This is a genomic window from Sphingomonas ginkgonis (assembly GCF_003970925.1).
Lineage (GTDB): Bacteria > Pseudomonadota > Alphaproteobacteria > Sphingomonadales > Sphingomonadaceae > Sphingomicrobium > Sphingomicrobium ginkgonis.
The window spans coordinates 1011501-1023970 of record NZ_RWJF01000001.1; the positions used below are offsets into that span (position 1 = coordinate 1011501).

The 12470-nt window shown below is 70.1% G+C and carries 12 protein-coding genes and 1 tRNA gene; 7 read left to right on the top strand and 6 right to left on the bottom strand.

All coding sequences use genetic code 11. From position 1 onward, the window contains the following. The first annotated feature begins 8 nt into the window (after window positions 1-8). On the top strand, window positions 9-845 hold the full coding sequence (gene sseA / locus HMF7854_RS04900; protein ID WP_126718071.1) for a 3-mercaptopyruvate sulfurtransferase: 837 nt from the start codon (window positions 9-11) through the stop codon (window positions 843-845). Between the two features lie 9 nt (window positions 846-854). Here sseA and HMF7854_RS04905 read toward each other — a convergent pair whose 3' ends face one another. Further along, on the bottom strand, window positions 855-1274 hold the full coding sequence (locus HMF7854_RS04905; protein WP_126718072.1) for a DUF4112 domain-containing protein: 420 nt from the start codon (window positions 1272-1274) through the stop codon (window positions 855-857). Then, the gene (locus tag HMF7854_RS04910) at window positions 1274-2734 is read right to left on the bottom strand and encodes an ABC transporter substrate-binding protein (RefSeq protein ID WP_126718073.1); all 1461 of its coding nucleotides are present in this window, start codon (window positions 2732-2734) and stop codon (window positions 1274-1276) included. The genes HMF7854_RS04905 and HMF7854_RS04910 overlap by 1 nt, the downstream gene beginning before the upstream one ends. Window positions 2735-2846: 112 nt before the next feature. Between HMF7854_RS04910 and HMF7854_RS04915 the strand changes: the two genes are divergently transcribed. Both HMF7854_RS04915 and HMF7854_RS04920 read left to right on the top strand, forming a co-directional pair. Continuing rightward, entirely contained in the window at window positions 2847-4847 is a 2001-nt protein-coding gene (locus HMF7854_RS04915) for a transglycosylase domain-containing protein (RefSeq protein WP_126718074.1), read from the top strand. A gap of 145 nt (window positions 4848-4992) precedes the next feature. Then, on the top strand, window positions 4993-5154 hold the full coding sequence (locus HMF7854_RS04920; RefSeq protein ID WP_126718075.1) for a Flp family type IVb pilin: 162 nt from the start codon (window positions 4993-4995) through the stop codon (window positions 5152-5154). A 99-nt stretch (window positions 5155-5253) separates the two neighbouring features. Here the strand turns inward: HMF7854_RS04920 and HMF7854_RS04925 are convergent, their stop codons facing one another. Beyond that, a complete protein-coding gene (locus HMF7854_RS04925; RefSeq protein WP_126718076.1) occupies window positions 5254-6561 on the bottom strand; it encodes an alpha-amylase family glycosyl hydrolase in 1308 nt (435 codons plus the stop codon). Between the two features lie 137 nt (window positions 6562-6698). Here HMF7854_RS04925 and HMF7854_RS04930 point away from each other — a divergent pair. Next, a tRNA-Ala gene (locus tag HMF7854_RS04930) sits at window positions 6699-6774 on the top strand. A 34-nt stretch (window positions 6775-6808) separates the two neighbouring features. Here HMF7854_RS04930 and tgt read toward each other — a convergent pair. Beyond that, entirely contained in the window at window positions 6809-7942 is a 1134-nt protein-coding gene (gene tgt, locus HMF7854_RS04935) for a tRNA guanosine(34) transglycosylase Tgt (RefSeq protein WP_126718077.1), read from the bottom strand. A 50-nt stretch (window positions 7943-7992) separates the two neighbouring features. Between tgt and HMF7854_RS04940 the strand changes: the two genes are divergently transcribed. The 3 genes from HMF7854_RS04940 to HMF7854_RS04950 are packed head-to-tail and all read left to right on the top strand — an operon-like array spanning window position 7993 to window position 10714. Beyond that, on the top strand, window positions 7993-8745 hold the full coding sequence (locus HMF7854_RS04940) for a TSUP family transporter (protein ID WP_126718078.1): 753 nt from the start codon (window positions 7993-7995) through the stop codon (window positions 8743-8745). Between the two features lie 19 nt (window positions 8746-8764). Beyond that, the gene (locus HMF7854_RS04945; protein ID WP_126718079.1) at window positions 8765-9679 is read left to right on the top strand and encodes an ATP-grasp domain-containing protein; all 915 of its coding nucleotides are present in this window, start codon (window positions 8765-8767) and stop codon (window positions 9677-9679) included. A 3-nt stretch (window positions 9680-9682) separates the two neighbouring features. Continuing rightward, complete coding sequence (locus HMF7854_RS04950; RefSeq protein ID WP_126718080.1) at window positions 9683-10714, top strand: LLM class flavin-dependent oxidoreductase; 1032 nt, start codon at window positions 9683-9685, stop codon at window positions 10712-10714. Here the strand turns inward: HMF7854_RS04950 and HMF7854_RS15685 are convergent. Together HMF7854_RS15685 and queA are read right to left on the bottom strand one after the other, a co-directional pair. Continuing rightward, window positions 10711-11301, bottom strand: a complete 591-nt coding sequence (locus HMF7854_RS15685) for a PilZ domain-containing protein (protein WP_185829158.1) — start codon at window positions 11299-11301, stop codon at window positions 10711-10713. The two genes, HMF7854_RS04950 and HMF7854_RS15685, sit on opposite strands and share 4 nt — an antisense overlap. Window positions 11302-11414: 113 nt before the next feature. Next, window positions 11415-12440: a tRNA preQ1(34) S-adenosylmethionine ribosyltransferase-isomerase QueA gene (gene queA, locus HMF7854_RS04960; protein WP_126718082.1), complete on the bottom strand. Its 1026-nt coding sequence runs from the start codon at window positions 12438-12440 to the stop codon at window positions 11415-11417. Window positions 12441-12470: the final 30 nt, after the last annotated feature.

A 12470-nucleotide genomic window follows, 5' to 3' on the forward strand; every position in this document is an offset into this window, starting at 1 on the left:
GAGAGAGCGTGGACGATCTGGTCTCGACCGCATGGCTGGCCTCCGAGCTGGGCGCCCCCGACCTCACCATCCTCGACGCGACCTACTTCCTGCCCGACGCCGGCCGCAGCGCCCGCGATGAATATGATCGCCGGCACATCCCGGGCGCGCGCTTCTTCGACATCGAGGCGATCGTCGACCACGACCAGATCTACCCGCACATGCTGCCCGACGCCCCCTGTTTCGGCCAGGCCATGCGCGACCTCGGGGTCGGCCAGGACGATCGCATCATCGTCTACGACAACAGCCCGCTGAGGACGGCGGTGCGCGCCTGGTTCATGCTCCGCCACTTCGGCGCGCCGCATGTCGCCCTGCTCGACGGCGGCCTCGCCAAGTGGGTCGCGGAAGGCCGCCCGACCGACGGCGGCGAACCGGCTGGCCGTGAGGCGCTGTTCGACGCCGAGGCGCGCCAGGGCGACACCGTGACCAAGGAGGAAGTCGCGCACGGCCTCGGGCTTCCCCTGGTCGACGCTCGGAGCCAGCCCCGCTTCGAGGGCAGCGAGAAGGATCCGCGGCCGGGCGTCGCGGCGGGGCATATCCCCGGCGCCCGTAACCTTCCCTACGCCGCCTGCTACCGGCCGGACGGGACCTTCAAGCGCGATTCCGAGCTGGAGGAGGTGTTCGCCGCCGCGGGCGTCGACCCGCGCCAGCCGTTCATCGCCAGCTGCGGTTCGGGCGTCACCGCCAACAGCCTCGTCTTCGCCGCGCACCTGCTCGGCAATGACCGGGTCCGACTCTACGACGGCAGCTGGAGCGAGTGGGGCGCGGACCCGCGTTCGGAGAAGGAGCTCGGGCCTGCCCGCTGACCCGGCGGGCTAGTCGATCCGCCGGCCCTCGACGATCGCCGTCGCCGGATGGTGCTTGTCGAGATGGCGCTTGATCATCTTGAGGTTGCGGCTGTTCGAGCGGAAGAAGAAGTCCGGCACCGCGCCGACCCAGGGGATCAGCCCCAGCAGGAAGTCGGTCCCGACGTTGCCCATCATCCGGCTCATCTGCCACTTGGACATGCCGAGATTGCGCGCTTCCCACACCATCCAGGTGCCGAGCGCCGCCGCGACTGTGTCGCCGACCACGGGGACGAGGTCGAGGATCACGTCCAGCCCGACCTTGTGGTTGGTGCCCGGCACCGTGAACAGGCCCTCGAGCAGATGCTCCATCGCCTCGACGCGCTGGCGCACCGACGCCGCGTCGCGTCCCAGCGGCAGCTGTGCCTTCATCCTGTCCGTCGTCGCCATCACTCGTTCCCGTTACGGTTCGTCATCCCGCTCAACGGATGACGCGCGAAGCGGTTCTCCTGGAAGCCGGGAAGGTCGCGCGAGACCAGGCTCCAGCGCACCGGCGCGGCGATCGGCAGGAACAAAGTCTGCGCCTCCATCAACGCCGCGGCCTGCCCGAACAGCGCGCCGCGCTGCGCCGCCACCGGCGTGTCGCGCGCCGCGTCCAGCAGCGTGTCGGCCAGCGGGTTGCAGACGGCGGTGAACTCGCAGCGGAAGGTGCGCAGGAACCAGGCCGGGGAGGTCGATGGCGCGACCCGGTCGACCAGCCGCAGGTCGGGCGTCGCATCGGGACCAGCGGCGAGCACCCGGATGCCGAGCGGCCGCCAGCTCGCCCGCAGCGCGTCGATGACGATCCTTCCACCTGGGGAGACGGGGATGTCGAGCAGCAGCACGGGGCGCGGCTTGCCCTTGCCGAACAGCTGGTCGGCCACGTTCAGCAGCTCGGCGCGGCGGCGCGCCGGATCCTCGGCGAGCCACGGCGGGACGGGGGGATCGCCAAGCCCGTCGAGCCCGAACTGGAGGATGGTCGCGCGCCCGGCGAGGTCGGGAACGTCGAGCGCGGCGACCAGAGCTGTCCGGTCGATCGCGCGGTTGAGCAGGTCGCGCAGGCGCGGATCGGCGATTGGGCCGTCGCGCCGCGCCGGGACCAGTCCGAACAGCCCCGCGGCGGGATCGTAGCGCAGCGTGTTGCGGGGCAGTCGCGCCGCCTGTGCCAGCGGCAGGTCGGCGAAGGTGCCGCCGAGCACCAAATCGTTGGTGCCGCTGGCGAAGCGCGCGATCGCCAAGGACGCCGGCTGGGCAGCGAGCACCGCCCGCTCGCGCTGCGCCGGCTCGCCGTCCGGGCCGGGCGTCTCGCGGCCGAGCTCGACCCGCCCGTCGTTGCTCCGCCCGCGGATCCGGAAGGGGCCGGTCCCGCCCTGGTCGCGCAACAGCGCGAACTCCGGCTGGGCGAGCAGCTGCAGCAGATTGGGGCGCGGCCCGCGCAGCTCGATGTCGACGACCCGGTCGGTCATCGCCTGGATCTCGTCGATCGCGCCGGCGGTGTCCTTGAGCGGGTTGCGGCTGGCGGCGCGGAGCTGCCGCTTGAGCAGCCGGACCACGTCCTCGGCGCTGACCTTGCGCCCGTCCGGCCAGCTCGTCTGGGCGATCCGGAAAATGTAGCTGAGCCCGTCGGAGGAGACGTTCCAGCGTTCGGCCAGGCCCGGGACGATGTTGCCCGCTGGGTCGAACTGCACCAGCCCCTGCGCGGTGGCGCCGAGCAGAACCGCGTCGGCCGTAGTCAGTTGCCCGCGATCCGGCTCGACCAGCTGCGGCGGGCCGCCGATCAGCGCCACGTCCAGCCGGTCGTCGGCCTTCTGCCGGCAGCCACCGACCAGCAGCAGCGCTCCCAGCAGTCCCGCGATCCCCAAGCGCCTCATCGCAGCAGGGCTTAGCCCCGTCGCAAGGTCCCGCCAAGTTGTGGCGCCCCCGTTCAGGCTGTGTTAGTGGAGCAAGTCACTTAGAGCCGTGGGCGGCGTGTAAAGGATAGGGATGACCGACGGCGACTCGATCTGGCAGCGTGGCGGCGTCAACGTCGAAAACCTGCCCGATCCGTTCGACGGGGTTCGCCCCGCGGCTCTCGGCCCGGCTCCTGAACCGCCCCGCCGGCGCCGGCGCTGGGGACCGGTGCTCCGCTACGGCTTTCTCGGTTTCGGGATCCTCTTCCTCGTCACGGTCATCTGGCTGGTGTTCACCGCCCCGTTGTCGCGCGCGCTGCAGCCGCTCAACGACCCGGCGATGCTCCTGCTCAGCGCCGACGGGCGGCCCATCGCCCGCCGCGGCGCGGTCAAGGAGGCGCCGGTCGACGTCACCCGCCTTAACCGGCTCACCCCGCAGGCCTTCGTCTCGATCGAGGACCGGCGCTTCTACAGCCACTGGGGCATCGACCCGCGCGGGATCGCCCGCGCCTTCATCGCCAACCTCCATGCCGGCGGCGTGCGCGAGGGCGGCAGCACGATCACCCAGCAGCTCGCCAAGACCAGCTTCCTGAACGGCGACCGCAGCCTCAAGCGCAAGGCGCAGGAAGTCATCATCGCCTTCTGGCTCGAAGCCTGGCTGACGAAGGATGAGATCCTCTCGCGCTATCTCTCGTCGGTCTATTTCGGCGACGGCGTCTACGGGCTCCGCGCCGCCGCCCATCATTATTTCGCGCGCGAGCCGCAGAACCTCAGCCTCGCCCAGTCCGCGATGCTGGCCGGGCTGGTCCAGGCGCCGTCACGGCTGGCCCCGACGCAGCATCTCGCCGCGGCGCAGAAGCGCAGCCGGATGGTGCTGGCGGCGATGGCGGACACCGGGGTCATCAGCCCGGCCCGCGCCCGCTCGGCGATCCCGGCGCGGCCGGTCGGAGGTGCCAACCGCGTGCCCACCGGCACCTATTTCGCGGACTGGGTCGCGCCTGCCGCGGCCAAGGCGTTCGAGAGCGACTTCGGCGAGGTGAAGGTCCGGACGACGCTCGACTCGCGGCTGCAGAAGATCGCCTCGCGGGCAATCGGCAACGCCCGCATCGGGGAGGCGCAGGCCGCCCTGGTCGCGATGCGCCCGGACGGTCGGGTCGTCGCGATGGTCGGCGGGCGCAACTACAAGGCTTCGCCGTTCAACCGCGCGGTCCAGGCCCGCCGCCAGCCCGGCTCGGCCTTCAAGCTGTTCGTCTATCTCGCCGCGATGCGCGGCGGATGGACGCCCGATTCGATGATCGAGGACTCGCCGATCACGATTGACGGCTGGACCCCGGCCAACAGCGACCGGGTCTACCGCGGCCGGATCACGCTGCGCGAGGCGTTCGCCCGCTCGAGCAACGCCGCGACGGTTCGCCTGTCGGAGGCCGTGGGGCGCGGCAACGTGCTTCGCGCCGCCCGCGAGATGGGGATCGCCAGCCCGCTGCCCGACCGGCCCAGCGTCGCGCTCGGCGCGGCCGGGGTCTCGCTGCTCGAGCTCACCTCGGCCTACGCGGCGGTCGCCGGCGGCCGCTACCCGGTCGCCGCCGTCGGCCTCCCGCCGCGCCAGCAGACCGAGAGCGGCGAGCTCACCAACCTGATCTTCGGGCGGGGCGGGGCGCTCGACGACCGCCGCGACCGCGCGCCGATGCTCGACCTGCTGTGGGCCGCCGCGAACGAGGGCACCGGCCGCCGCGCCGCGCTCGCGGTGCCGACCTTCGGCAAGACCGGCACCAGCCAGGACAATCGCGACGCGCTGTTCGTTGGCTTCGCCGGCAATCTGGTGGTCGGCGTGTGGGTCGGGCGGGACGACAACAAGTCGCTCGGCAATGTCAGCGGCGGCACCGCCCCGGCGGAGATCTGGCGCTCCTTCATGGTGCCCGCCTTGGCGATCGACGGCACCGCCAGCCCGGCGCTCCCCGATTTCTACCGACCGCCCGTGCTGCTCCCGCCGCCGCCGCGCGACCGCCAGAGCCCGCTTCCCGAGGACTGGACCGACGGCCTCGGAGTCGTCGACCGGCTCGGCCGCCAGCTCGACGATTTCTTCCGTCAATTCTGAGGAAATGATGGTTAAGCCCGCTTAACCTACCGCCTTAAGACATCTTCAACGGCTTCGGTTCTATTCCAAGGGCAACCGGGACGGATTTCCTCCAGACCGGTCGGGGAAAGTGGATCCCCTGGATTGTGGAACTAGGAGACCGGACATGGCGAAGTTTCTGAAGCTCATCAAGAACAACAAGGGTGCGACCGCGATCGAGTACGGCCTGATTGCGGCCCTCATCGCCGTTGCGGCGATCGGCGCGATGCAGAGCATCGGCGGCAAGCTGAGCACCACGTTCAACAACGTGTCGAACAACCTGAAGTAAGCTTGATGGGTTCGCGGCAGCGCTCTCGAGAGCGCCGCCGCTACCTGACACGAACGGCGCTCCCGACCAGCGGGGGCGCCGTTTTCGTTGTGGCCGATGTCAGCGCGACGCCATCCGCCACTGCCACGGGGCGATCCGCCCGGCGGCCAGCCCCGGAATCGCCTTCTGCGCGACCGGCCGGTCGGACAGGTTGACCGCGACGGTCAGCCAGTGCCCGCCCTGCTGGCGGCGGAACGCGAAGATGTCGCGGTTTCCTGCATCGAGCAGCTCGGCGGGAGCGCCCATATCCCCGTTGCGAAGCGCGGGATTGCCGGCCTTGAGGCGGACCAGCGTGCGGTAGAGCGGCGCATTGGCATAGCTCTTCCAGGCGATCGGATCGCGCTTGAAGAACTCCAGCTTCTTGTCGAGCCCGCTCTCCTGCCCCGAGTAGATCAGCGGCATCCCCGGCAGGGTCGCGGCCAGCACGGCGAAGGCGGGGAAGCGCGGCCCATATTCCGCCTTGTCGGCGAAGCGCCACGAGTTGATGTCGTGGTTCGAGGTGAAGGTCATGCGGTAGGCGTCGCGCGGCAGGCCCGCCATCCGCGTCGAGACATAGTCGCGCAGGTTCTGGGCGGTTTCCTTGCCCTCCGCGATGGCGGCGAAACGGTCGAGCAGCTTCCAGTCGTAGCTCATGTCGAACGCCTGGTGGAGGAACGGCTTGTCGCCCTCGGCGAGGAAGAACAGCGGCTTGCTCTTCTCCAGCTCCGCCCGCGCCGAGACCCAGAAGTCGATCGGCACCAGCTCGGCGACGTCGCAGCGGAAGCCGTCGATGTCGGCGTTCCGGACCCAGAAACGCATCGCGTCGAGCATGGCCGCGCGCAGCTCCGGCTTGGAATAGTCGAGCGCGACGACGTCGGTCCAATATTCATAGTTGGGCGCCTCGCCGAAGCGCACCGAGATGATCTTGCCCTTCTCGTCCTTCTTGTACCAGTCGGGGTGCTGGCTGACCCAGGCGTTGTCCCAGGCGCTGTGATTGGCGACCCAGTCGATGATCACCTTCATGCCCAGCGCGTGCGCCTTGCGGACCAGCCGCTGGAAGTCGGCCAGCGAGCCATATTCCGGGTTCACCGCCTTGTAGTCGCGCACCGCATAATAGCTGCCGAGCTCGCCCTTGCGCTCCTTCACGCCGATCGGATGGATCGGCATGATCCACAGGATCTTGACCCCGAGCTTCTGCAGCCGCGGCAGCTGCGCCTCGACCCCGGCGAAATTGCCGGCGGGGCTGAACTGGCGGACGTTCACCTCGTAGATGGACGCGTTGCGGGTCCAGGCGGCATGCGGGTGCTGGACGAGTGGGGCAGCCGCCGGCTGGGCGGCGGCGGGAGCGGCGAGGGCCAGCGCGAGCGCGGCGGAAAGGAGGCTCTTCATGGCCGGCAATGGAGCCCGACACCGCGCCCCGCGCAAGCGGCTGCCTACGTATTCATGGGCGCAAGGAACCGAAGTGGTCGGCCGATGCACAAAGGGGTTTGCACTCGGCGCGAGTTCGCCTAAAGGCGCGGGCGGACGGGGCCGTAGCTCAGCTGGGAGAGCGTCGCAATGGCATTGCGAAGGTCAGGGGTTCGATCCCCCTCGGCTCCACCATTCCGTCCATCGCCGGTCTGATCGCCTCCTCGCGCTAGCGCGCGTCGCGCGCCCGGTATCGATCCAGGAAGGCGCGGGCGTGGTTCGTGAGGCCGCCGCGCGCGATGGCGTCGCGCAGGCCCTGCATCAGTTGCTGGTAGAACCAGAGGTTGTGCTCGGTCATCAGCATCGCGCCGAGGATCTCGCCCGAGCGGACCAGGTGATGCACATAGGCGCGTGACCAGCCGGTGCAGGTCGGGCAGGGGCAGCCGGGTTCGAGCGGTTCCTGGTCCTCGGCGAAGCGGGCGTTGCGCAGGTTGATCGGGCCGTCGGCGGTGAAGGCCTGCCCGGTCCGCCCCGAGCGGGTCGGCAGCACGCAGTCGAACATGTCGATCCCGCGCACCACCGCCTCGACGATGTCGTCGGGCTTTCCGACCCCCATCAGGTAACGCGGCTTGTCGGCGGGGAGCTGTCCGGGCGCGAAGTCGAGGCAGCCGAGCATCGCCTCCTGGCCCTCGCCGACCGCCAGCCCGCCGACCGCATAGCCGTCGAACCCGATGTCGATCAGCCCTTGCGCGCTCTCCCGCCGCAGCCCCTCGTCGAGCGCGCCCTGTTGGATCCCGAACAGCGCCGAGCCGGCGGCATGCTGCTCGCCGCGGTCGAACTCCTCCCGGCTCCGCCGTGCCCAGCGGATCGAGCGCTCCATCGCGCCCTGCTGCTCGTCGCGGCTGGTGGTGGTCGGCACCAGCTGGTCGAACTGCATGACGATCGAGGAGCCGAGCAGCCGCTGGATCTCGACCGACCGCTCGGGGCTCAGCAGGTGCCGGGTCCCGTCGAGGTGGCTCTTGAAGCTCACCCCTTCCTCGGTGACCTTGGTGAGTTCGCTGAGGCTCATCACCTGGTAGCCGCCGCTGTCGGTCAGGATCGGCCGCTCCCAGCCCATGAAGCGGTGCAACCCGCCGAGCCGCGCGACCCGCTCGGCGCCCGGGCGGAGCATCAGGTGATAGGTGTTGCCGAGGATGATGTCGGCGCCGGCGGCACGGACGTCGGCCGGCTTGACCGCCTTCACCGTCGCGGCCGTTCCGACCGGCATGAACGCGGGCGTCCGGATCACCCCGCGCGCCATGCTGATCGTGCCGGTGCGGGCCGCGCCGTCGGTGGCGGCGATGTGGAAGTCGAAGCGAGTCATGGTCGGGCCCGCTCCTAGCCGCCGTCGCCGGCCCCCGCTACAGGCCGCCGGTGCTCGACCCGTGGCTCTATCCCTTGTTCGCCCTCGTCGCGGTCGGCACCGGGTTCATCGATGCGATTGCCGGGGGCGGGGGGTTGATTATGATGCCGGCGCTGCTGTTCGCCGGGGTGCCGCCGCTCCACGCGCTCGCGGCCAACAAGCTGCAGTCGGTGTTCGGCACCAGCATCGCGCTTCGCAACTATTGGCGAGGCGGGCTGGTCGACTGGCGATCCTACCGCGGAGTGGTGCTGCTGGTGTTCGCCGGCGCCGCCGTCGGCGGCTTCGTGGTCCAGAGCCTCCGCCCGCGCCTGCTCGATCTGGTCATCCCGCTGCTCCTCGCCGCGGTCGCGCTCTACGTGCTGCTCAGCCCGCGCATGCACGACAAGGATGCGCACCAGCGGCTCACCCCGGCGGGCTATGCTCCGCTGGGCGCGCTGCTCGGCTTCTACGACGGCTTCTTCGGGCCGGGCGCGGGGACCTTCTACACGACCAGCCTCGTGGCGCTGCGCGGCCATGGCCTGACCCGCGCCGCGGGCAACACCAAGCTCCTCAACTTCACCAGCAATCTCGCCGGGGTTGTGCTGTTCATCGCCGGCGGCCGGATGTGGTGGACGCTGGGGCTGGTGATGGCGGCGGGAGCGGTCGTCGGCGGCTGGCTCGGCAGCCACACGGCGATGCGCTTCGGCGCCCGGCTGATCCGCCCGCTGCTGGTGATCATTTCATTGGCGCTCACCGCCAAGCTCCTCTGGTCATACTTCCACTGACCCGCCATAGGCCGCGCCTGTGACCGATCTCGCGATTCTTTACGAGCATCCGCAGTGGTTTGCGCCGCTCTTCTCGGCGCTGGATCAACGCGGAATCGCCTACGAGAAGATCCATCTTTCCGACCACCGTTTCGACCCGCTCCGCTCGCCGCCGCCGGCGCGCGTCATCCTCAGCCGGGTCGCCATGTCGGGCTTCCTGCGCGAGAGCGAGCACGGGATCTTCTACGCCGAGGCGCTGCTCGACCATTGGGCGCGCGCCGGCGCCCGGGTCGTCAACGGCGCCGAGGTGCTGGCGATCGACACCAGCAAGGCGCGCCAGCTCTCGCTGATCGCCGGGCTCGGGCTGGCCATTCCCGAGACCCGCATCGTCCACCGCGCCGCCGACCTTCCCGCCGCGACCGAGGGCATGGGCTGGCCGCTGCTGGTCAAGGCCAACATCGGCGGTTCGGGGGCGGGGATCACCCGCTACGCCAGCCGCGAGGAGCTGGAACGCTCGATCGCGCAAGGCAGCGTTCCGCGCTCGATCGACCAGGTGCTGATGGTCCAGGACTATGTCCCGCCGCGCGGCGGGACGATTATCCGGATGGAGACGCTCGCCGGCAGGTTCCTCTACGCGATCACGGTCGAGAGCGGCGGCGACAGCTTCGATCTCTGCCCCGCCGACGCCTGCGTCGCCGCCCCGGGGCGCAAGGTGCTGGCGATGGCCGCGGTTGACCCGGGTCCGGAACTGGTCGCGGCCGCCGAGCGGATCGCGGTGGCGGCCAAGCTCGACGTCGGCGGGGTTGAGGTGGTCATCGACGACCGCGACGGGGTCCCCCGTTTCTACGACATTAACGGCCTGTCCAACTTCGTCGCCAAGCCGGTCGAGGTGCTCGGCTGGGACCCGCACGACCGGCTGGTCGACTGGCTCGAAACGCTCATCAGGGAAGCTTGAGGCATGAGGTTCGGTTACTGGATGCCGGTGTTCGGCGGCTGGCTGCGCAACGTGCCCGACGAGGGCATGGAAGCGAGCTGGGACTATGTGAAGCGGCTGACCCAGCGGTCGGAGCGGACCGGCTGGGACCTCACCCTCATCGCCGAACTGAACCTCAACGACATCAAGGGCGTCGAGGCGCCCGCGCTCGACGCCTGGTCGACCGCCGCCGCGCTCGCCGCGGTGACCGACAGCATCGAGCTGATGGTCGCGGTCCGCCCCAACTTCCACCAGCCCGCGCTGTTCGCCAAGCAGGCCGCCAACATCGACCGAATCTCGAACGGCCGCCTCGCGCTCAACGTCGTGTCGAGCTGGTGGGCGCAGGAAGCCAAGAGCTACGGTCTCCAGTTCGACGAGCATGACGACCGCTACGGCCGCACCTCGGAATGGCTCCAGGTGGTCGACGGGCTGTGGACCGAGAAGCGGTTCAACTTCGCGGGCGAGCGCTACACGCTGACCGACGCGATCGCCGAGCCCAAGCCGGCCAAGCGTCCGACCGTCTATGCGGGCGGTGAGAGCGATGCCGCCAAGACGATGATTGCCACCCAGTGCGACGCCTATGTCATGCACGGCGATCCGGTCGAGGCGATCGCCCTCAAGATCGCCGACATGAGCGCCCGCCGCGAGCAGGCCGGCGGCGCGCCGATGCAGTTCGGCATGGCGGCCTACGCGATCGTCCGCGACAGCGAGGCGGAGGCGAAGCGCGAACTCGACCGGATCACCCAGCTCCCCCCCGAGCCGCCCGCCGGCTTCGCCAACTTCGACCAGTGGCTCTCGGGCACCCAGCTCGAGCGCGAGCTCAAGCTGCAGGAATATAGCGTGTCCAACCGCGGGCTGCGGCCGAACCTGGTCGGCACCCCCGAGCAGGTGCAGGAGCGGATCGCCGCTTACGAGGACGCCGGGCTGGACCTGCTGCTGCTGCAGATGAGCCCGCAGGCGGAGGAGATGGACCGCTTCGCCGAGCAGGTCATCGCGCCGATGAAGGCGCGCGCCTAGCGCAGCCCGAGCCGCGCCAGCAGGAGCTCGTAGACGACCGGGTAGATGTGGCGGTTGAACTCGATCCCGCCATAGAAGCCGTCGAGCCAGCGGACGGTGCCCTCCAGCGAATCCAGGCCGTCGAACCGGATCCACAGCGATTCGCCGAGGCTCGGCCGCTCGACGAACTCGACCCGGCAGCCGGACGGCGACAGGTCGAAGATCCGGGCCTGGTAGTTGTGCTTTCCCGACCGGCGCAACGATACGCTTCCCGCCAGATCGATGCGCGGGTGGGACCGGGGCGTCTCGACCGGTAGCGCGCTGGGCTCGGCGGCAGCGAAGCGAAGCCCGGCGATCCGGTCCCGGCACCAGCGGACCTCGGCATCGAGCGCGCCAAGCCGAAGCACCGACAGCTTGAACCTGAGTCCGGGCAGCAGCGCCAGCGGCGACTCCACCTTGGCCCCGTCGTACGACAGGTCGACAAGGGTCATCGCGATCGATGCGCCATTCTCGAAGACGGCGGTGGCCGGCAGGTTGACGGGCTGCCGCGCCTGCCGCTCGGTGGTTGCGAGCCCCGCCGGCTCGCGTACCGGGTCCGGAGCGGTCACGCGCGCCCGGACGGGACGGTCGGTTGAAGAACAGGTAAGTACGCCACAACCGCCGCAATAAACTGGCTTGCTAAACAAATTGTTGAACCCAGCGGGCAAAATCGTCCTGCGCCTCAGGGCAGCAGCAGGCTGGAATCGCCATAGCTGTAGAAACGGTAGTGCTCGCCGATCGCATGGGCGTAGGCCGCCTTCATCCGCTCGAGCCCCATCAGGGCGCTGACCAGCATGAACAGGGTCGATTTGGGCAGATGGAAGTTGGTCATCAGCCCGCCGACCGCCCGGAAGCGATAGCCAGGGGTGATGAAGATGGCCGTGTCGCCCGCGAAGGCGTGCAGCGTGCCGTCCGCGTCCGCCGCGCTCTCCAGCAGGCGCAGCGCGGTGGTGCCGACCGCGATCAGCCGGCCCCCGTTTGCGCGGACCCGGTTCAGCCGCTCGGCCGTGGCGGCGTCGATCCGCCCCCATTCGGCGTGCATCCGGTGCTCGGCGACCGTCTCCGCCTTGACCGGCAGGAAGGTGCCGGCACCGACATGCAGGGTCAGCGTCTCGCGACCGATCCCGCGCTCGTCGAGCGCCGCGAGCAGCCGCTCGGTGAAGTGGAGCGAGGCGGTCGGCGCGGCGACGGCACCGGCCTCCCGCGCGAACATGGTCTGGTAGTCGCTGCGGTCCTGCTCGTCGGTCGGCCGCTTGCTCGCGATGTAGGGGGGAAGCGGCATGGTTCCCGCGCGCTCCAGCAGCAGCTCGACCGGCTCCTCGCCATGGAACGACAGCAGCACCGAGCCGTCCGTTTCGCGCTCCACGACGCTGGCGACGACCCCGGCGGCGAAGTCGATCCGGTCGCCGGGCCGGAGCCGCCGGGCATTGCGGACGAACGCCCACCAGCTGCGCGGACCTTCGCGCTTGTGCAGCGTGGCGCCGATCCGCGCCTCGCCGCGCCGGCCCTCCAGCTGCGCGGGGATGACCCTCGTGTCGTTGAACACCAGCACGTCGCCGGGCGCGAGCAGCATGGGCAGGTCGAGCACCGCCCGGTCTTCCATAGTCCCGCCGCGCACCAGCAGCAGCCTCGCGCTGTCGCGCGGACTGGCCGGACGGAGGGCTATCCGCTCGGGCGGGAGATCGAAATCAAACTGGTCGACGCGCATCGCACCGGCCGCCTAGCGCGCGGCCGGCCG

Coding starts and splice junctions, on each gene's coding strand:
- HMF7854_RS04905 (WP_126718072.1), bottom strand. CDS start 1,274: ATGGCGACGACGGACAGGATGAAGGCACAGCTGCCGCTGGGACGCGAC.
- HMF7854_RS04910 (WP_126718073.1), bottom strand. CDS start 2,734: ATGAGGCGCTTGGGGATCGCGGGACTGCTGGGAGCGCTGCTGCTGGTC.
- HMF7854_RS04915 (WP_126718074.1), top strand. CDS start 2,847: ATGACCGACGGCGACTCGATCTGGCAGCGTGGCGGCGTCAACGTCGAA.
- HMF7854_RS04920 (WP_126718075.1), top strand. CDS start 4,993: ATGGCGAAGTTTCTGAAGCTCATCAAGAACAACAAGGGTGCGACCGCG.
- HMF7854_RS04925 (WP_126718076.1), bottom strand. CDS start 6,561: ATGAAGAGCCTCCTTTCCGCCGCGCTCGCGCTGGCCCTCGCCGCTCCC.
- tgt (WP_126718077.1), bottom strand. CDS start 7,942: ATGACTCGCTTCGACTTCCACATCGCCGCCACCGACGGCGCGGCCCGC.
- HMF7854_RS04950 (WP_126718080.1), top strand. CDS start 9,683: ATGAGGTTCGGTTACTGGATGCCGGTGTTCGGCGGCTGGCTGCGCAAC.
- queA (WP_126718082.1), bottom strand. CDS start 12,440: ATGCGCGTCGACCAGTTTGATTTCGATCTCCCGCCCGAGCGGATAGCC.